The organism is Streptomyces triticisoli (assembly GCF_003270085.1).
Classification (GTDB): domain Bacteria; phylum Actinomycetota; class Actinomycetes; order Streptomycetales; family Streptomycetaceae; genus Streptomyces; species Streptomyces triticisoli.
The window spans coordinates 1-19,671 of record NZ_QFDQ01000119.1 but is presented as its reverse complement, the minus strand read 5'-3'; the positions used below and the strand labels follow the sequence as shown (position 1 = coordinate 19,671).

Below are 19,671 nucleotides of genomic sequence, written 5' to 3'. Positions count from 1 at the left end.
GTGGAGAAGTGTGCCATCTACATATGGATCATGTCGATGGCCCGGGATGGGCTCCCCGTCCCGGACATGGAAGTACGCGGAGACAAGCCCGTTACGTACTCGGCACCCGGTTGACGGGATCAGTTGTGGTATTCGAAGCGCACAGGCGCGTCCAGTACCGCACGGGCACCCTCGAAGTCGGCCAGTCGTGCCGCGACCGTGGCGACGGCGAGGCGTTCGGGAAGAGCGGCGGAGAACTTCAGTCCACGCACCGCGCGGCGGTCCACGTCGGGCAGGACGAGGTTCTCGCCGACGTTCTCGCGGGCTGCGCGCCAGGCGGCCGGGGTGAGGTCTTCGCGCAGGCGGAGCCAGCAGTCGGTGGGACGTTGCAGGGGATCGCTGATCGACTGCAACGTGGCCGCGAGGGTGGCGTTGGCGCGGTAGCCGGCCCAGGTCCACCAGCGGACGTCCGCGCCGACACGGGTGATCAGAGTGCCGCCCGGGTGGACGGTGTCGGGTGCGTCGCTCTCACGTTGCTCGGCCAGGCAGGCCTCGGCGCGGCGGGTGAGCGAAACGGGTGGGTCCTCGCCCAACAGAACCTCGCGCATGGCGCGCGTGAGGGCGTAGGAGAGTCCGGCGATGCCGCCGTTCATCCACTTGGCGATGCCGCCGCCGTCGGCGGGTTCGACGAAGACGCGTTTGCGCAGCCAGTCGATGTAGGTGACCTGCCAGCTGCGGCCGCCGAGCAGCAGTCGGCGGGGACCGGGGCGTTCCTCCGTCAGGACGCTCGGGTCCATGCGGCCGATCTCCGTGCGGCCCGACAGAACCGTGAACTGCGGGGGCGCGGTGAAGGACGCCGTGAGTTCGATGAAATGCCGCTTGCCGAAGCGTCGTTCTGCCTCGGGGCCGACGAACAGCATGCCTCCGTCGGTGTCCAGGAAGCCTTCGTCGGTGAGGTGGCGGAGGAGGGGAGCCGCGGATCGGTCGAAGGGGGCGAGGCCGTTCCACTGCTGGTCCCACAACTGGTCGCCCAGTTTGTGCTGTTGCAGGGTGACGGCGAGCAGTTGCTGGGCCACGAGGTGACGTGGCTCGGGGGGCGGGAGAACCGGCTCCACCCAGCCGCGTGCCCACAGCAGGAGCAGCCCGGCCGCCTGCAGCAGCGTGTCCTTGCGCGTGGTGAGGAACAGGCAGTTGCGCACGGTGCCCGCGCGCCGGCCGGTGCGGCCGATGCGTTGCAGGAAGGAGGCGACCGTGTCCGGTGAGTCGATCTGAATAACGCGGTCCAGGTCACCCACGTCGATGCCGAGTTCGAGGGTGGAGGTGGAGACGATGACGCAGTCGCGGGCCTCGGCGAAGGCCTGCTCGGAGCGGGTGCGCTCGTCGACCGAGAGGGAGGCGTGGGACAGGAAGACGGTCACCTCGCGGGCGCGGAGCGCGGCGCCCAGTTCCTCGACCTGGCGGCGCGAGTCGCAGAAGACGAGCCGCTTCTCCCCTCGGTGCAGGGCCGCGATCAGTTTGGCGGCGTTCTCCAGGGAGCCGACGTAGTCGAGTTCGACCTCACCGGCCGGCCTGGGGAGCTGTTCCACGGCGGCCTTTTCGCTGTCGTCTCCTGTTCCGCCGCCGAATGCGGGCAGCCGGACCCCGGGGGCCACGACTCGCCCGGTACGGCTTCTTGCACGGGCGCCTTGCAGCCAGTGCAGCAACTGCTCCGGGTTGCCGACGGTCGCGGACAGTCCGATCCGCTGGATGGGCCGTCCGGTGACGCGTTCCAGCCGTTCCAGCACCGCCAGCAGGTGCCAGCCCCGGTCGTCTCCGGCGAAGGCGTGCACCTCGTCGACCACGACGGCCCGTACGCCGCCGAGCAGCCGCGCGTGGTCGGTCTTGACGCCGATCAGCATCGCCTCGAGCGACTCGGGCGTGGTCAGCAGGATGTCCGGCGCCTCGGTGCGGATGCGCTGCCGCTGCGACTCCTTGGTGTCGCCGTGCCAGAGCGCCGCGCGCCGTCCCAGCCACTGGGCGTACGTGTCGACGCGGCCGGCCAGGTTGTTGAGGAGCGCCTTGAGCGGGCACAGGTACAGCACCGAGGTGCCGTTCCACTTCTGCTCGGCCATGGCCGACAGCAGGGGGAAGCAGGCGGCCTCGGTCTTGCCGCCCGCCGTCGGCGCCAGCAGCACGGCGTCCTCGCCGTCCATGAGCGGTGCGATGGCCTCCCGCTGGAGGGGGCGCAGGTCGGGCCAGCCGAGGGTGTTGACGATGTGGTGCAGGACGACGGGGTCGAGACGGTCGATCACGTCGGCCGGGCCGTCGCCCTTCGTCGTGTCCTCGACCGGGCTGTCCTCCCCCGCCATCACAGCTCCAGATCGAAGTCGTCGGCCGAGACGGGGCCGCCGGTGACCGAGGCAGCCAGGTTCCGCTCGACGTCGGTGAGTTCGCTGCCGACGACCGTCAGCCGGTAGTGCTGCCGGGGGTCGAAGTCCTCGAACTGGTCCACCCGGTCCAGGACATCACCGACGAGCTTCTTCAGAAACAGCCGGGGTGCCACGCCGACCTTCCCACCCAGCGCCCCGCCGACAGCCCGCGCGAGGTCGGCGACATACGCGTCGTCGACCACCGTCTTCACGCGCTCGTGCGCCTCGGCGGCCTCCGCGTACAGGTCGCGGATGGTGACGCCGAGGCCGACCAGGGAGTCCTGGTTGAAGCCGGGCAGCCGGATCTGGACGGCGCGGGGGTTGTCGAAGCGCGGGTCGGTGGTGAAGTCGGTGGCGAGCCGCTGGGCGAGCGGGGCGAGGCGTTGGACACCCTGCTGTCCGTCGTAGAAGGCCGGAGTGCCGGTGATCACGAGGTACAGGCCCGGGAAGCGGCCGGAGTGGACCTCGTCGATGAGCTGGCGCAGCGCGTTGAGCGCCTTGTCGCGGGCGTCGGACCGCACCCGTTGCAGGGTCTCCACCTCGTCGAGGACGACGAAGAGTCCGGTGTGCCCGGAGTCGCGCAACACGGTGAGCAGGCCCTGCAGGAAGCCGAGCGCCCCGAAGTGGTCCAGGTCCCCGCGCACCCCGGCGGACCGGCGCGCGGCGGCGGCCACGTGCGGCTGGCCACCCAGCCAGGCCAGCACGGCGGCGGCGGTGGCCTCGTCGCCCTCGGCGAGCGCGGCCCGGTAGCCGCGCAGCGCGGTGGCGAAGGACGGCGCGTGCCGGGACACCTCGGCGAGCCGGGCGACGAGCAGCTTCTCGACCTCCGCCGGCAGCTCCTCCTCGCTCGCGCCGGCGGCGAGGGCGTCCTCCTCCAACGCGTAGAACCAGGCGTCCACGACGGGTCGCAGCGCGCTGGGCGGGAAGCTGGACGTGGTGAGCCGTTCGGTGAGCCGCCGGTAGACCGTCTCCAGCTTGTGCAGCGGCGTCTCGTTCTCCGAGACCTGGATCTCGGCCACGGCGAAGTTGCGCCGCTTGGCCCGCTCCCCCAGCCACCGGGTGAAGAACGTCTTGCCGGACCCGTACTCACCGCGCACGGCCTTGAACACGGACTCGCCGGAGGCGACGGCGTCCAGCTCCGCGTCCAGAGCGGCTTCGAAACGGCCGAGTCCCGAGGCGAGCAGGTCGAGTCCGCTCTCGGGCACGGCTCCGCGCCGCAGCGCGTCGATGACGGTACGGCGGCGGGCAGCTGAGACGGGTGTGGTGCGGTGGTGGATCACCGTGTCAGTCTCCCATCCGAAGACGCACCCCGGACGGGCTACTGTCAGTAAGCGGGACGCACGTACTTGACCCCCGCCACCGGGTCCTGCACGACGGGGCAGCTGTGACTGCCTGAGCAGTACAGCAGGCGGCCGCCCGCGTCCGTGAGGGCCATGGACTTGACGGCACTTTGCTTGTTCTTGCCCTCGTGTGTCTTGACCAGTACAGGCTCACGAGGCGGCCGCCACTGGTGGCTCGCATTCTTGCAGTCGCCAACGAGTCCCTTCTTCGTGTCCACACTGATCACCGGCTGGCCGGTGCCCGTGTACTCTCTGGCCCGCTCGTTGATGTAGCGGAACTGGGCATCACGGTCCGGGTGCTGCTTGCCCTCGATGGTCTTGGTGCCAGCCTGCAGGCTGAAGCCCTCCTCACACTGCAGGTCCCCGACCGTGCCCGCGCTCACCCCGTGCCCCTGATGGGTTAGCTCGGCCGCGAGGTTCCTGGTCGACTTCACCGTCCAACGCAGCGGCGACGTCGGGAGCGCCTCGCTCGTCAGGACACAAGATCACTTCTCAAAGTCCTTGCCTATACAGTGCGGCCGCAATGCGGACACGCTTTCCAGGTTGCTTGGATCTGCTCGCCACACGCCTCGCAGTCCCGCCGCCGCAACTGTCCGCAGTGCGGGCACGCTATCCAGCTACTGTCCTCGATGTGCTTAGCGCATCGTGAGCACCGTAAGGTCTGCTGCGGCCGCTCGCGCTGTAGCCACTCCAGGATGTCGACGGTTACAACGTAGGCTGTCTCCGCATACTGGACAGCCTCTCGACCACGGTGGGCGGAATCGTTGCGCAGATTCCGTAGCCAGTGTGCGGCCGCGGCGACACGAGTGGGCATCATGCCGAGCTGACTGAACTCCTGAATGGTGGCGCTGATGACCTTCGGTGGGGTGCGATTGAAGCTTCTCTCATAAAGTTCGAGCATCTCCTGCTCGATGATCTTGCCGGCTTTCACCACGGCCAATTCTGGTTCCGTGCTCAGTAGTGACCGAATACTACGGAGGGCCTTACGGTACTCGTCGTTCAAGGCTGCCACCCGTTCCACGATTCGACTCTCGCTGTCGGTGTCATCGAGACCATTCTCAGAGAAGAGTCGTGAGTGACGGCCCAGCAGAATCGGTGCGCACATGATGGAGTCGGAGTATCCGACTCGAAGCGCATGGCCCTCCTGTAAAGCAGGGGTTCCTTGGGTCGAATAATCGAGAGTTACTAGCGCCTCCGACAGATTGGGCATGTTTCCGGCGAAGAGACCTGACGCTGTCAAGAAATCCCACGCAGCCTGCAGGGAGTTTACGATCTCTTCTCTCTCCTGCTCCACGGGCACGTCGGAAGGGTCGACCCACTCGATCCGATGGCGCAGGATGCTGTCGCACTCTGTGTACGAAAGCCCCTCCCCGAAGACGCCTTGCAGAAAATGCAGTTCGCTTGCCGAGACCCCCGCACTGAGCTTGCGCGTAGCATCAATGTGGGTCTGCAGCAGAGAATGTACAGCGGCTGCTTTTTCTCGTGCGGCGTCGCTGCTCACACACAGCAGATTGAGTTGGCGGTTGGAGTCTCTTGCGGTGAATACACGTTTGCCGCCGATACGGACGGCCATGGTGGTAAAGGGTTCCCAGCAGGAAATCCCGTCGATGAACCCGGCCTTGAATGCCAGCACTTGGTCGATAGGGGGAAGATCGACGAAGACCGGCGTATGATCGGTGGCCTGCGCCCAGGCGTGGGCAATTTCATGTCCAGTACTGCCTGACACTGTGCCGATACGGGGGCGAGAAGATATACCAGTGCGGGTGACGACCGCGTGTCCTGTGCCCAGACGCTGGGCTACCCCAATGATTCGCATCGGCAGACCATAGGCATAGCCAAGCAGGAAAGGCGTTGATCCGAAATAGGCTGCATCCAGAGCGCCTGTGAAAAACTTAAGCATTGACTGGAGGCCGGATGTAGCGAAGGTGAAATTGACAGGTGTTGTCACGTTACCCCCCAGTCCCCGCAAATGCATTGTAAGCGGCTAAGATAATGGAGATGGCGACAATCGAGCTGTTGATGCCAGCCAGTCTCCTGGGTGAGGTCTTCTTCGCGAACCTGCTTCCGATGAGCAAGCCAACCAGTTGCGTTGGCAGGCATACAAGCGTCAAGATCATGGCTTCCGCGATGTGGTTGCCCACGAAGAAGAAGGTGATGACTCGAACCACTGCTGACACGAGCAGAACGCGCGTGAGGACAATGCGCTGATCATGTGGACTCAGGACCCGCTGCAGGTAGATGACAAGCGGGGGACCGTTGATACCAGTAATGCCGCCGATGGCTCCGGCAAGGAGTCCCACCAGGCCGCCCCGAGGACCGATCTTCCGCGAGGTCTCGACAGGACCCTTGCGTTGGGCATCGACAACCGAGATCAAACCAATGACGACAGCGGCTACCAGGACGCCGGCCGAGACCGTGCTGGGAATGCGACTCAGGGCAACAACCCCGGCAGCCGTCCCCAAGGCCATCGCGGAGCCGATGAAGAATCCTTCATGGCCACGCCTGATCTGCGGGTCCGTGGCGGTGAGGGCTGCCCCGGACGTAACGTCGAGTGCGCCGGAGGCGGCCACGGCGAGGGGTTGACCGAACAGCGCGGAGGCCAGCGGAACGAACAGGAGTGCCGGTCCGAAACCTGTGAGCCCTTTTAGGCTGTAGGGGATAAGGGACAGGAGGGAGATGACCGCCAAGTACTCCGCACTGAGGCTCATGCCATCCTTTCTGGAAGGAAGCACCGAAGGTCCCGGCGAGGCGGAAAAGACATCTACGACAGGTCGAGACCAGTTTACTCCATGCTTTATGCGCCCGGCCAGTAGGCTCTCACCAACCAGGAAAAGTCAGTGCCTTCTGAGCGAGCCTGTGCAGTTATGGTTCCGCCACAACTAAGGTGCCGACCTCTGTCCGTTCGAGCCTCGCAGCGAAGAGAGCACCAGGCGGCCATATCGGGTGGTGAAGGCGGCTGCTGTGGCGACGATAGACGAACCGAGGGCGATAGCGAGGTGGCTCAGCGAGTCGTCCCCGAGCACTTGGAGGATGCCAAGCGCGGTACCCAGCGGCAAGCCAAGGATGGTGATGACGCCGAGAGCACCGCTGATCTGTTGGCTCTCCTGCGTCTGCACCAACCGACTGTAGTCGGCGGTCTCAGCTAGGATTTCAGCGAAGCGCATGGGCATCCGATGCTGGTCCTGGAAAGCGATGAGGAGATTGTTCGCTGGTCCGTGCGCGGTGAGATGCTGCCGCCAGTAAGTGCTTCGGAAACGGGCAATGTTCCTCTCGAGCGATGCGACCCGGGGTGCCAGGCGGCCCACGTTGAAGACGTCTGAGAGTTCGTCGGTGAGTTCGTCGATGTGATCACGCTGGAGAGAACCAAGCAACAGAGCATCAAGGTAGACGGTGCGGGCGTGCAGAGCTGCGAATTCATAGAAATCGCCGTCGCCGCTGTCGGCGCGGTGCCCTAGAAAAGCAGCCCCGTGGCGCAGGACCAGCGCGCTCCAGTCAGCCGATATCCGCAGTGCACTGGCGAATTCATCTGGGGCGCTTTCAGGCGCCAGCGGAAAGTCTGCTGGTGTCGATCGAGAGGCAAGCTGCCAAAGCCACTGATCTGCGGTAACCGGCAACTCAGTTTTGTGGTCGGGGCGCAGTGCCGCTGTGTGACTGCTGTCCAGCGTCAGGAAGGCGATGGTGTACGGGCGGGCGATAGCGGATGCTCCGTCGGCGACGCGAACGCCTGCCACGCCCTCGAGGAGATCCACGGGGGAAAAGGGGCCAATCAGCGGATCCGGTGGAGAGCCCGGCCGGTGGGAGATCGAGCGGAGCACGGACAGCAGCGGCCGCTCCACGGTGAAGTGCATGACGGCCAGAGCGGCCTGCGGATCACGAGCCGTGGCCGTGCGTAGCAACTCCATACCCATCAGATGCATCCCGTCATGGGCGGCCGCCACCATGCGGTGCCAGCGACAGGGGCGCTCTGGTGTGCCATACAGAACGCGGGCGCAAGCTGCGGTGAAGTAAGTTGCTCGGGTGGCAGTATCGGTGCGACGGTTACCCAGTTCGAACGGGAACGGACCTTCTGCCCAGGCAGGCTCGCGCAGGAGCCGCACAGGAACGACAACTGTCATGGCCTGACGTGCTCCGGTGACCGTTTCGAGCGGGCGGTCCGCCGAGCTCACTGAGCGGTCCCGTCAGGCTCAGGCACGTCGAAGCACATGAAGCTCGTTGGCTGCTCGCGATCGAAGATGTGCAGCCCGGCTTCCATCGCCGTATGAAGCGAACCGTCCATTGCTACAGCGCCCACACCGCGGCTCCCGTCCCCGTTGGTGACCTGCTCGGTCCTATGCGTTACAACTCACTAGCCTAGCGCCCGTAGTTGGCGAGAGCATGGTAGTGCTCGGCGCTTGTGCAACGTGCGTCACCGTTTCCGAACTCCCTCAGCGCCCCACCGCTCGCCTGGGACGGGGACGGTTCACCCACTGCCGTGCGGCGCCTGGTGGGCGTCCGACCGACGCGACAAGCCCCTCAAGCACGCCCCAGCCTGGCTGAACTGCTCCTGCACGGTGCCTTACGAGACGTAGACACCATCTGCTCACCTCGGTGAGTCATGCCCTTTTCGGGTGAGCAGGGCCCAGCAGGCGGGTACGGCGGCGGTACACGTTCGGGGCGCGGGGCGGTCACTTCGATGCGGACGTGACCCGGGAGCCGTAGCAGCAACAGACGGAAGTCCCGGCCGAGCAGCCGGCCGTGGGCAAGTACTGGTAGGCCACGCGAGGCTTCCGCTGGGCGGCCCCTTGATCTCGTTCTTCGACGAACCGGTTGACGGTTACCGGAGAGCGCTGATGGAATCACTCTCCGTACAGGCGGCAAGTCGAAAGTGGAGTCACATGGCGGCGCTCGACAACGTGAAGCTGAGGGATGTACTGGCGGACGTCGCCTCGGGCTCCTTACAACTGCCAGACTTCCAGCGGAACTGGAAGTGGGATGACGACCGGATCCGGGCGATCATCGCGACGGTCACGCTGGACTACCCTCTCGGCGTCGTGATGACGCTGCAGACCGGCGGCGCCACCCGGTTCCGCTCCCGGACCCTCACCGGTGCCCGGCCGGACGGAGACCCGACGGCCGACCTGCTGCTGCTGGACGGCCAGCAGCGCCTCACTTCCCTCTTCCAAGCCCTGTGGCTGGACGCACCGGTGGAGACTGCGGACGCCCGGAGCAAGCCCATCCAGCGGTGGTACTACGTCGACATCGCGAAGGCCGTCGGGCCATCCGCGGACCGCGACGAGGCCATCGTGTCCGTCCCGGCCGACAAGGTGCTCCGGACGGACTTCAACCGCACCGTGGTGCTGGACCTGAGCACCACGGAGGCCGAGTGCGCGGCCGGCCTCTTCCCCCTGCACTTCGTCTTCGACGCCCAGCGCGTGAACGAGTGGAAGAAGGCGTACATCAAGGCGGACGAGGACCGGAACTGGGACCTGTGGGGCCAGTTCGACGAGGCGGTCCTCCAGCAGGTCCGTGCCTTCCAGGTCCCGATGATCCGGCTGGCCGCCTCCACCTCCATGGACGCCGTCTGCGCGGTGTTCGAGCGGGTCAACACGGGCGGTGTGCCCCTGAACGTCTTCGAACTGCTCACCGCGACCTACGCCGGAGACCGCGAGTACGTGGAGCGGACCGGTGACTACTACCAGCTTCCCGAGGTGTGGCGGGAGATCAAGCAAGGGCTCGCGAGTAAGTACCCGGTCTTCGGCCGTCCCGAGAGCGGCATCGAGAACGGGCTGAGCAGCATCGACTTCCTGCAGGCCATCGCACTGGTGCGCACCTGGGAACGAAAGCAGGCGGGCGCCGGCGCGACGGTGTCCTGCAAGCGTCGCGATCTGCTGGAGCTTCCCTTGGCCGATTTCGTACGCCTGGCGCCCAAGCTCGCCGACGCCTTCGCGTGGGTGGGCGACTTCCTGGAACGGCAGTGCATCGTCCGCCCGGCCGACCTGCCGTACAAGACGCAGCTCGTCCCGCTCGCGGCCGTGCGTGCCGTCCTCGACTCCGCGACGGACGGCATGGGTGCGGAGGAGAAGATCGAGCAGTGGTTCTGGTGCGGCGTGCTCGGCGAGATGTACGGCGGCTCCACGGAGACGCGCTTCACCCGGGACGTCGAGCAGCTCGTCCCGTGGATCGGGCAGGACGAGAAGGCGCCCGAAACGGTTACGGAAGCGTTCTTCTTCGCCGAACGCCTCGATACCCTCACCACCCGCAACAGCGCCGCCTACAAGGGGGTCTACGCCCTGCTGATCAAGCAGGGGGCGGTGGACTGGCACTACACGGATGCCCCACTCAGTCCCGGCAGGCTGGACGAGTACGGCGTGGACGTGCGGCAGATCTTCCCCAAGGCGTGGTTCCGGCGGGGCAACAGCCAAGGCCTGCCCACGAATTCGATCGTGAACAAGAGCCCCCTCTCCTACCGTGCCGCGATGGACATGACCGGCGCGCCGTCGTCGTACCTGTCCACCATGATCGCCGCGTCCGACATGCGGCCCGAGTGGTTCGACGATGTCCTGTCCACCCATCTGATCGATCCGGACGCCCTGCGCGAGAACGACTACGAGCGCTTCTACCACGATCGTTCCAAGCAGTTGCAGGACCTGGTGCACTCCGCCATGGGCAAGAAGACCATGCTGCGTGACCTTCCGGAGGGCGACGTCCGATGATGACCGGACCGCACGAGCGGGATGTCGCCTCGCTCAAGGGCAGAACCGTGTCCGTGCAGGAGATCCTCGACCTCTTCCGGGTCAGGGTCCGCGACCACAGGTCGGTGCACCACATCTCGCAGGCACTGACGGACGCCGGACTGACGACGCTGCCGGACTTCGCCGTGTGCGGCCTGCGCAGCACCGTCGACGTCGTGCCACTCACCTCCATTCCCGCACAGCGCGCAACCACCGATGCGGCCGAGGGGACGGACGAGACGGAGGAGGCACTGCCGTCGCACGCCCTGCCGCAACGGCTGCTGCTCGGCGACATCCCCGCGGCGCGGCGCGGCCTGGTGTCCGTCGGTCCTAGCACCCCCCTGTCACACACGACCTTTCTCATGCGCACGAAGGGTCTCTCCCAAGTGCCGGTGACCACCGGCATGGCGCAGGTCCACGGTGTCGTCACCTGGGGGTCCGTGGCCAAGATGTACGAGGCGGGGAAACAGCCCACGCTGGACAACGCGATGGAGAAGGACTCGCTACCCGTCGCCGACGCCCGTCAGGAGTTCTTCGCCGCCCTCCCGGTCATCCGCGAGCACGGCTATCTCCTCGTCCGCGGCGACGACGGCTGTCTTTCGGGCAGCGTCACCGCCGCCGACGTCACGGAACGCTTCGAGGGGGCGGCACGGCCCTTCTTCATTGTGGGAGAGATCGAGTCGCTGCTGCGCCGCTGCCTGGGCGCGGCCCTGGACCCGGAGACCATCAAGACGGTCCAGACCAACAGGAAACCGGAGCACCGCACCGGGCAGGTTTCAGACCTGATGTTCGGTGACTATCTGAGGCTCCTGGACAGCAGCCAGACAAAGCAGACCCTGGCGAAGCAGGCCGACCTCAACTGGGAAGCACTGAAGTGGCCCAACATGCCCCGCGAGCAGTTCATCGGCCGCTTGAAGCGGGTGAAGGACATCCGCAACCGGATCGCCCACTTCGACGAGAAGCCGCTCCCGCAGGAGATGCTCGACGAGCTGACGACCTTCGCCAAGGTGCTGCGGGCCTTTGTCTCGTAGCCCTGCTCCCGCTCACCCGGCTCCCAGGTCGAACTGGTCACGGAGCAGGGCCGGGTGGAGCCGGAGGGTGCGGCCGTCCGGGAGGGTTTCCAGGACCTGGACCCCGTCGTAGTTGAGGAGTTGCCGCAGGACCGCCGCGAAACCGTCGCCGCGCGTCGGCGGCAGGCCCACGCGCTGGGCGAGGGCGGTGACCGGGAGGGTGCCCGCGTCGACGAGTGTCGCGAGCGCCTTCCTGATCTGTTCCTGCGGCGGCTTGCGGGCCAGGAGACCGAGCTGGGCCTGGTAGGTCTCCGAGTCGAGGAGCCCGTTGACCAGGGTCTCGTCCGGGGAGACCAGGGTGGGGGTGACGAGCGTGTCCTCGCCGCCCGCGGCGACGGTCACGTCGAAGAGGGTCTTATGGTTCTCCGGGAGTTCGGCCTGCTTCTTCTTCGGCTTGGGCGCCAGCTTCTTCGCCGGAGCGGCGACCGGCGTTCCCGGTCCGGCGAGAGCGGAGGCGGCCCGCGTCCCGGGGAGCCACCACTCCGGGCGCTGGTCGCCCAGCTCCCGCCATCCCTTGGGCGGTTCCGCCTCGAACGGCAGGAACGCCAGCACCGGAATCGTGAACTCGGCGAGTGACGCACCGCCGTGGTAGCCGGCCTTGAGCGTGGTGTAGCGGGAGTCGGCGTCCCACAGGGCGACGATGGCCGCACCGGGCTCGGGCCAGACGACCCGGGGGCCGGACAGCCGGATCTCCTGCTCGGCGAGCGGGCCGCCGCCGGGCAGGCGGTGCCGGGCGGACGGCGGCTCGGCGGCGTCCACCTTCACGCCGTGCCGGTCGACGACGTGCCCGTGGTCGCTGGTGAGGACGACCGCCATGCCCTGGTTGGCAGCCACCCGCAGCAGGTCACGCAGCCCGGCGACGTGGTCGACGCGCCAGGCGCCGTCGCCGAGCTTCTGCTCCTTGGCGAGGCGGTCGTCGATGGTGTTGAGGACGACGGCGACGTGCGTCCTGCCGCCGCCGAGCGCTTCGGTGAGGGCCGGGCCGAAGGTGTCCCCCGCGTGCTCGGTGCGCAGGTCGTCCTTGTGGAAGACGGCGGCCGGGGCACCGCCCCACAGCTTGTGCGCGGGGAACAGCCGCTTCTCGTCGGCCTGGGTGCCCTTCATCAGCCGGCCCGCGAAGAGGGAGGTGCGGGAGACGGCGGTCAGGGTGGGCAGTGCGGCGGCCATGGCTCGGCGCTGCGGCGCGTCCTCGGGCAGCGGATCGAACTCGGCCCAGGTGCGGCGCAGTTCCTCGCCGAGTTCGTCCGCGATGGCGGCGCTCATGCCGTCGAGGACGAGGAGCAGCACGCGCCGCCCCTCGCCGTGCCGGACGACCGGCTTCACGACCTGTTCGAGGAAGCTCTCCACGGTCAGCGTCGAGCCGAGCTGGGTGCCGGACTCGGTCCAGAGCGCGAGTTCGCGGGCGAAGGAGGCGTCGATCGCACGCCGCCGCTCACGGACCCGCGTACCGAGGGTGTCGTACGCGGCCTTCAGCACCGGGTCGGGGTCGCCGCCGGCCTCGATGTGTTCGAGGGCCAGGTCGACCCAGCCGGTCTCGGCGATGTGCCCCTTCATGGCGTCGGCCACCGTGGGCGGCTCGGCGGGCAGCTCAGTGGCCAGCCACTGGGCGAGCCGCCGGCCCATGCGGGCCCGTTCGATACGGGCCGACTCCTCCGGGTCACCGGCCAGTTCATGGTCCGCCAGGTGCCGTACGGCGTCCGCCACCGCGGCCGTTCCACCGGCGGCGAGCGCGTGCCCCACGGCGGTGAAGCGGGCTTCCAGCCCACCCGTCATGACGGGGCTGGACGCGACGGCCTTCTCCGCGCCGAACTGCCGGGCCAGCGCCGCCGCCCGGTCGAGGACGATGCCGCTCAGGCGGCGGGCCTCGCGCGCCCGGTCCGGGTCCGTGCCGCCGGTCCGGTGGCCGGTGGCCAGCAGTGCGACGACGTACTTCTCTGCGGCCCGGCTGAAGACGGACACGAGTGCGTCGAGCTGGTCGACCGTCGCCGGGGGCTGGTCGCCGAAGTAGCGCTCGGCCCGCCCGCGTGCCTGGTACGTCTCGGGGGCGGGCTCGGCGTGCTCCCACAGGGCCGCGCACACCAGGCCGAAGGCGACGGCGTCGGCTCCGCGTTCGGCGTCGACGAGGGCGAGCAGGGCACGCCCGGCGAGTCCGGCCTGGTCGTCCTCGCCGAGGAAGGCGGCGAGTCCGGTACGTTCCGGGCCGCGCAGTGCGAGGAGCCGCTCGGGGCCGCCCGCGCGGGTGGACCAGTGCAGCAGGGCCTGCGCGTCGAGCCGGTCGTCACCGGGCCGCTGTACGGGGGCGACGGCGGTGTCGGTGTCGTAGCGGCCGAGGCGCAGCCGGCGCTGGACCAGGGCCGTGAGGGCGTACTGCCGGGACAGCCAGCCGCCGGGCGGGGTGGCGTCCAGCAGGGCCTCGGCGGCCCAGTTGGCGTCCTTCAGGCGCGGGTCGACCTGCCGGGCGCCGAACGCCTCCCGGACCACGTCCCAGCCGTCGACGGTGTCGATGGCCTTCTTGTGGACACGGGCGAGGATCGCCGGGTCGAGTTCATGCTGTTCGCGGTCGGTGAGGACGACGAGCACGGCGGGGCCCGGAGTGCGGCCCGCGAGGTGGTCGAGGACCAGTTCGTGGACGGCGAGCGGGGACGGCGCCGCCGCGATACGCGCGGTGCGGCCCTCGGCCCAGGCGGGCTCGGCGGGGCCGTCCCACTGGGGCGCGGAGCGCAGCAGGACGACCCGGCGCCGGTCCTCGCCTCCCGGCCGGAGGGATGCGGCGAGCTGGGGCTGGGAGGAGAGGTACTGGGTGACGGTCGCGGTGTTCAGCCGGACCGCGCCCGGTACGGCGGCGGAGTCGGCGGGGGTGGGGATGGGGGTGGTGGTACTCATCAGTCGACGACCCGCCAGCTGATCTCGATGGTGGCGCCCGGGTTGTTCTTCGCCAGCTCGGCCAGCTCGGACTCCAACGCCTTGGCCGCCTGGGCGGCGGTGGTGGTGCGGCGGCCGGCGGACTGGCGTGCCGCGCCGGTGTCCTGGGGTGCGGCGGGCTGCTGGGTGAAGGGGATGCGCGGGTCGCTCGTCGGCGTGTTCAGGGACAGGTCGTCGGCCGTGGCCGTCGTGGGCGTGAGGGGCGCCTGCGGCGGGGCGGCTGCCGCCTGGTTGCGCTTGATCAGGGCCACGATTTCCTGCCCGGTGCGCTTCAGGGCCTCGCGCAGGTCTGCGGTGCGCTGGTCGCCCCGGGCCACGTTGCGCAACGAGTCGAGCAGTGCCGCGCCCTCGACGCCGAGCCCGGTGGCAAGTTCCAAGGTGTGCCAGGGCGCTTCGGTCACAGCCCGCGCGACGCTGCCGGCCTGCTTGACGGAGGTGCCGTACCGGTCGGCGCTGACCGTGCCCAGGTCGAAGCCTGCGAGGGCCTCCACGGTCTTCTTCGCCCCGGCCCCGCCGCCCTGCGCCGCGCCGCCGGTGAGCGTCTCCAGGAGCTGGAGGGAGCGCCGGGCGAGGGCGAGGCGTCCGGTGTCGTCGGTCTCGTCGAGGCCGAGGAAGGTGGCGTGCTCCTCCAGCCGTCGTACGAGTTCGGCGGCGTCCTCCCTGAAGGTGCGGGCGGACTCGGTGATCTGGCGGGCGAACTGGTTGACCATGCGTCCGCGGCGCAGGGTGGGCGCCTTCTGCCCGAAGATCGTCTCGTAGCGCTGCCGCGCGGTGTCCCAGTCGTCCTCGCCGGGCAGGGGCTGGCTGCGCAGCGCGTCGTGGTCCTTGACCGCGGCCAGTTCGGGCGCGGGGTCGAGGACGGTGCCGCCGCGCACCCACACCCGGTCGTCCATCTCGGCGAAGGAGGCGACGACGAGCCGGGCGAGGAAGTCGGGCAGGCCGCGCGGCTCGGGCTGGTCGGTCCAGTCGGTGAGGGTGATCAGCGAGAAGTCACCGGTGACGCCCTGCGCACTGGCGAGCTGCCGGAAGTGGTCGCTCCAGTAGCGGGACAGCTCGAAGTACGCCTCCTTCTGCTGTCCGAGGCGTAGCGGTCCGGCGATGCGTTGCATCAGCTTGCGGTCGCCCGCCGGGACCTCGACGCGTCCGTCGCGTGCCTCGGCGGCGGCCCGTACGTGGGTGAACACCTTGCGTGCGTCGGTGGGCTTGACGGCGGTGCCGGTCGCGTCGGGGTCGAGGTCGGGGTGGGCCGGGTACTGGTGGGCGAGCAGCTTGCCCGCCACGTGCCGGATGCCGTCGTGCAGGGACTGCCCGAAGGACAGGGTGAGGTCGTCGACGTCGGGCAGCGCCACCAGGTGGTCGTCGAAGTCGACCACCACGTCGGCGGCCTGCTTCTGCGCGAGCCCGTACGCCTGCTTGAACGCGGCCTTCACCTGCTTGAGCAGGGCGTCCCGCTGGGTCTCCAGCAACCCCTTGGCGCGGCTGCGGTTGTCGGCGTTGAGGTGGCCGGCGTACTGGGTGTCGAAGCGGTGCTCGTCGGCGAGGGCCTTGTCGATGACGACGAGCCGCCGGAAGTCGGCGAGGCGCTGCGCGGACAGGTGGGCGGGCAGCCAGGCGACGGTACGGGACCGCTCGCCCTGCTGCCGCTCACGCAGCCGCTGCATGCGGTTGGCGTCCTCGACGGGCCCCCACTCGCCCTCGTCGAAGGGGAGGTCTATGGCGATCCGCCAACGGCCGTCCTGCTGCGGCATCAGGTCGTGGTCGGGCAGCTCGTCCTCGTCGGCAACGTTGCCGAAGACGACCTCGGCGGTGCGGGCGGTGCCGCGCCAGGTGAAGTTCAGCTCGTCGGCGAACTGGCCGTGCTCGACGCCGAGTTCCTCCGACAGCAGCCGCCGGGCGAGGGCGCCCCGGTTGCCGGGGTTGTCGTTGACCTGGGCGTTGGCGATGACGGAGTCGACGTCGACGCCGGACAGTTCCAGCCGGACACCGGGGTTGGCGTCGGTGCCGGTCTCCTTGATCTCCGGGAACCGGGCCGCCCACTCGGCGACCTTGTTCTTGATGATGCCGACCTCGCTGCCCGGGATCGGCGCCGTGACCGACCCGTGGTTCAGCGCGCCGAGCCGACGGATCGTCAGCTCGGACAGGGCGGGCACGCTGGGCGCGAGGGCGGAGAGCAGGAGCGTGCAGACGAGTCGGTTGTCGCCGACGAACAGATGGCAGCGGTTGGCGAGTTGCGGGTCGTCGAGGGTGTCGGGCCGGTGCAGGTACTGCTCGACGTCGTCCTCGGTGATGTCGTAGGTGCTGAGCAGGTACGGCCGCAGCTTGGTCTTGTACAGCTTGTCGGCGGCCTCGAAGACCACCTTGAGGCTGTCGGTGAACGGCTTGTCGCCGCCCTCCGCGATCACCGGGTACAGGTCACCGACCGGGATGAGCTGGCCGAGGCGGATATCGTCGCGGTGGTCGGCGAGGAGCTGGCCCATCAGCTTCAGACCGGTGCGGGAGCGCTGCAGCGCGGAGGAGATGTGGACGAGGGTGTCCATGAAGGCGGGCGAGAAGGGGTACGTCAGCCGGAACGACTCCGCGTCCGCGCCGGTCGTCCCCTTGTCGGAGCCGAGCAGGGTGTCCCACACCTGGCTGCCGACCCGCTTGGTCTGCTCGAAGGCCGCGTCGATGAGGCGCTCCGCCTCGGCGTTCTTCGGCTTGAGGAGGCGGGCGTGGGCGATCTGCGGGAGGTTGCGGTCCTCCAGGGTGATCTTGTCGAACCGGCCGGAGGCCAGGTTGAGGGTGTCCTGGATGGAGGACTCGGCGGCGCCGGACACCTCCTCGCCGACCAGCTCGCGCAGGTCGCGCTGGCGGGCGATGAACGACACGACGGGGATGGCGCGGCGGGCGTCGCCGCCCTCCACGAAGTTCGTGATCTTACTGGCCTCGCGGGCCACGAACTTCTGGTCGTGGATGAGGGTGGCGAGCCAGAGGATCAGCTCGTCCATGAAGAGGATCAGCCCGTCGTAGCCGAGCGACTTGGCGTGCTCGGCGATCACGGAGAGACCGGCGTCGAGGGAGATGAACCCGTGCTCGTCCTCGGCGGCGTTCTTGGCGAAGCCGGGGAGAAGATTGGTGCTGGCGTCGCTGACCAGCTTGGCGCGCAGTTCGACCGGGGTGGAGGGGTTACGGAGGTCGAGGGAGACGCCAGCCTCGTGGTTCTCCTCAGCGGCGAGGGCGGCGTCGAGGAGGGCCGGGGTCCAGGCGAAGCCCTCGCCCCACTCGTCCTCCTCGTCGTCGGTGACACCGAGCCCCCGGATGACGGCTTCGTCGCCGATGTTGGCGCGCATGGCGCGAATGTCGGCGAAGAGGGAGTCGGTGCGGTAGACCTGCGGGGTCGGCGCGTCCGGGTGCAGCTTCTTGACGTGGCTGACGTAGCCGCCGAGCACGCGCTGTTCGAGGGCCTTCGCGCCGAGCATGTGGTACGGCACGAGCAGGAACTTCTTGCCGTCCGTGTCGAGCCACTCGTGCTTGGTGAGGACCGGGTCGAACTCGGTGCGGGCGCGGGCGGCCGGGTTGCCGCTGAGCAGCGCGTACAGCACGGCCATGAAGTGCGACTTACCGGAACCGAAGGAGCCGTGCAGGTAGGCGGCCTTCGAGCGGTGGCCGTCCCGGGCGGCCTTGATGAGGTCGAGCGCCTCGTCGAAGTTCTCCAGCAGCCGCTCCGTGACGACGTAGTCCTTGAGTGCGTGTTCGGCGCCCTCGGGGGTCGTCGCCTCGGCGAGGGACAGCACGAAGTCCGAGGTGGAGATGGACTTCTTGATGTCGATGACATCGCGGAGGAGCGGCTGCTGGGCCATGGTGTCTCGCTCTCCTTACGGGTGCGGCATGGAGCGGTTGAGCGGGTGGGGTGGTCGGTGGCGGCGGGCGGAGCGCCGCCAACAGCTCGGGTTACTTCTTGGCGGTGGCTCGGCGGCCCCGGGTGGCGGCCGGGGGACGCCAGGTGCGCAGGTCGTCGTCGGTGAGGCCGTGCTCGCCCTGCTGGGTCTGGCGGTAACCGGCGAAGAAGGCCGCCGGGGAGCCGCTGTAGAGCATGTCGAATTCGTTGTGCCACTGGGACAGCCACGGCTGCAGTTCCAGCAGGCCGGCGAGGAACGGCGTGATCTCCTCGGTGGTCAGCGCGGTGTTGGTGAAGTACGTCGCCAGGGCCTGCGCCTGCTCGCGGTGGTCCCATCCGGCCCAGCCGTACAGCTCGGGGGTGGCGGCGTTGGTCTGCCCGTAGGAGATGAACCGCTCCTTGGGCACGTCCAGCTTGCCGCGCGCCTTCCAGTAGGAGGGCGCAGGAAGTCGGCCGAGGTGTACTTCGGCGGTACGGGGATGGAGTCCCGGATCTTCCGCTTGGCCGGCTCGTCGGGCGCGGCGTCCTCCTTGCGCTGCAGGTCCCACACCTCCTCCCAGTCCGCGCGCTTCTTCAGCCCGGAGGGCTTGTAGCGCAGGGCGGCCAGGACGAGGGCCGCGGCGGCGATCTTGGTGATGCGGCTGGGGTCGAGGCTGACCCGGCGCAGGGCCTTGAAGGTCGTCTTGAGCAGGGCGTTGGCGCGCTCGCAGACGCCGTGGACGCCGCGGATGACCTTGTTGTACGTCTGCTGGGCGTCGGTCAATTCGCCACCTGCGGGCTTCTTGTGCGGGTGGCGGAAACCGTCGCCGGCGTTCTCGTAGCCGAGGTCGACGAGGGTCGGCATGCCCAGCTCGGCCGCGATCCGGTTGAGGGCGTCGATCAGACCGTGGTGGCGGGCGCAGGTGGTGTCGTGCTCGCGGCCCGGGCGGACCGGTGAGACCCAGATCGGCCAGCCGTCCGGGGTGGAGATCACCTGCACGTTCCCGCCATGGTGCTTGTGTTTTCCGGACCACCACAGGTCCGCGCCGTTGGGGCCGGGGGGATGCTTACGGCGAAGCCATCCAAATACCTGCTTCCAGGTGTAGGCCCGGAGGTAGTTGAAAGTCGCCTTCGACGAACCATGCCTGAAGTAGGCGGTCCAGCCCCGCAGCACCCGGTTGAGCTGGTGCAGCAGGGCATCGAGCGGCAGATTCACGTCCTGCCAGCACAACTTCTTCACCTTGGCCATGATGGAGCGAAGCGCCTTCTTGGCCGGATAGAGGTAGACGAAGCGTTTACTGGCGCCTCGCTTCCGATGACGTTGGATACGCCAGCCGAGAAAGTCGAGACCGTCCTCGATATGGGTGATCAGCGTCTTCTCCCTCG

The 19,671-nt window shown here is 68.4% G+C and carries 9 protein-coding genes and 4 pseudogenes; 2 read left to right on the top strand and 11 right to left on the bottom strand.

Features of this window, described 5'->3' with window-relative positions; translation table 11 throughout:
* Positions 1-119 precede the first annotated feature (119 nt).
* The 6 genes and pseudogenes from DEP02_RS18030 to DEP02_RS18005 form a co-directional block, all read right to left on the bottom strand.
* Positions 120-2,327: a DEAD/DEAH box helicase gene (locus DEP02_RS18030; protein ID WP_112468615.1), complete on the bottom strand. Its 2,208-nt coding sequence runs from the start codon at positions 2,325-2,327 to the stop codon at positions 120-122.
* Positions 2,327-3,667: a BREX system ATP-binding protein BrxD gene (brxD, locus tag DEP02_RS18025; protein WP_112468613.1), complete on the bottom strand. Its 1,341-nt coding sequence runs from the start codon at positions 3,665-3,667 to the stop codon at positions 2,327-2,329. Before brxD ends, DEP02_RS18030 begins: the two co-directional genes overlap by 1 nt.
* Positions 3,668-3,837: 170 nt before the next feature.
* Positions 3,838-4,204 (bottom strand): annotated as a pseudogene (locus tag DEP02_RS18020) (ISAzo13-like element transposase-related protein); the annotation flags it as partial.
* Between the two features lie 28 nt (positions 4,205-4,232).
* Positions 4,233-5,675 carry a DUF4145 domain-containing protein gene (locus DEP02_RS18015; RefSeq protein WP_157977476.1) on the bottom strand — a complete coding sequence of 481 codons (1,443 nt, stop codon included), beginning with the start codon at positions 5,673-5,675 and terminating at the stop codon, positions 4,233-4,235.
* A 1-nt stretch (position 5,676) separates the two neighbouring features.
* Positions 5,677-6,435, bottom strand: coding sequence for a sulfite exporter TauE/SafE family protein (locus DEP02_RS18010; protein WP_112468607.1), 759 nt, complete (start codon positions 6,433-6,435; stop codon positions 5,677-5,679).
* Between the two features lie 171 nt (positions 6,436-6,606).
* Positions 6,607-7,893 (bottom strand): hypothetical protein, encoded by a 1,287-nt coding sequence (locus DEP02_RS18005; RefSeq protein WP_112468605.1) that lies wholly within the window; start codon positions 7,891-7,893, stop codon positions 6,607-6,609.
* A 708-nt stretch (positions 7,894-8,601) separates the two neighbouring features.
* Here DEP02_RS18005 and DEP02_RS18000 point away from each other — a divergent pair.
* Positions 8,602-10,419 (top strand): DUF262 domain-containing protein, encoded by a 1,818-nt coding sequence (locus tag DEP02_RS18000; protein WP_112468603.1) that lies wholly within the window; start codon positions 8,602-8,604, stop codon positions 10,417-10,419.
* Entirely contained in the window at positions 10,416-11,468 is a 1,053-nt protein-coding gene (locus tag DEP02_RS17995) for a CBS domain-containing protein (protein WP_112468601.1), read from the top strand. The genes DEP02_RS18000 and DEP02_RS17995 overlap by 4 nt, the downstream gene beginning before the upstream one ends.
* Before the next feature lie 12 nt (positions 11,469-11,480).
* Here the strand turns inward: DEP02_RS17995 and pglZ are convergent, their stop codons facing one another.
* The 5 genes and pseudogenes from pglZ to DEP02_RS34810 form a co-directional block, all read right to left on the bottom strand.
* On the bottom strand, positions 11,481-14,390 hold the full coding sequence (gene pglZ, locus DEP02_RS17990; RefSeq protein WP_112468599.1) for a BREX-2 system phosphatase PglZ: 2,910 nt from the start codon (positions 14,388-14,390) through the stop codon (positions 11,481-11,483).
* Positions 14,390-18,268 (bottom strand): BREX-2 system ATPase PglY, encoded by a 3,879-nt coding sequence (pglY, locus tag DEP02_RS17985; RefSeq protein WP_112468596.1) that lies wholly within the window; start codon positions 18,266-18,268, stop codon positions 14,390-14,392. The genes pglZ and pglY overlap by 1 nt, the downstream gene beginning before the upstream one ends.
* Positions 18,269-18,359: 91 nt before the next feature.
* Positions 18,360-18,913 (bottom strand): annotated as a pseudogene (locus DEP02_RS17980) (DUF7008 domain-containing protein); the annotation flags it as partial.
* A pseudogene (locus tag DEP02_RS34065) lies at positions 18,896-19,345 on the bottom strand (HARBI1 family protein); the annotation flags it as partial. The pseudogenes DEP02_RS34065 and DEP02_RS17980, both read right to left, overlap by 18 nt.
* Before the next feature lie 57 nt (positions 19,346-19,402).
* Positions 19,403-19,534: pseudogene (locus tag DEP02_RS34810) on the bottom strand (group II intron maturase-specific domain-containing protein); the annotation flags it as partial.
* Positions 19,535-19,671 lie beyond the last annotated feature (137 nt).

What these genes read in the sequence shown, in the direction of transcription:
- DEP02_RS18000 (WP_112468603.1), top strand. Translation starts at nt 8,602, where the DNA reads ATGGCGGCGCTCGACAACGTGAAGCTGAGGGATGTACTGGCGGACGTC.
- pglY (WP_112468596.1), bottom strand. Translation starts at nt 18,268, where the DNA reads ATGGCCCAGCAGCCGCTCCTCCGCGATGTCATCGACATCAAGAAGTCC.
- DEP02_RS17995 (WP_112468601.1), top strand. Translation starts at nt 10,416, where the DNA reads ATGATGACCGGACCGCACGAGCGGGATGTCGCCTCGCTCAAGGGCAGA.
- pglZ (WP_112468599.1), bottom strand. Translation starts at nt 14,390, where the DNA reads ATGAGTACCACCACCCCCATCCCCACCCCCGCCGACTCCGCCGCCGTA.
- DEP02_RS18030 (WP_112468615.1), bottom strand. Translation starts at nt 2,327, where the DNA reads ATGGCGGGGGAGGACAGCCCGGTCGAGGACACGACGAAGGGCGACGGC.
- DEP02_RS18010 (WP_112468607.1), bottom strand. Translation starts at nt 6,435, where the DNA reads ATGAGCCTCAGTGCGGAGTACTTGGCGGTCATCTCCCTCCTGTCCCTT.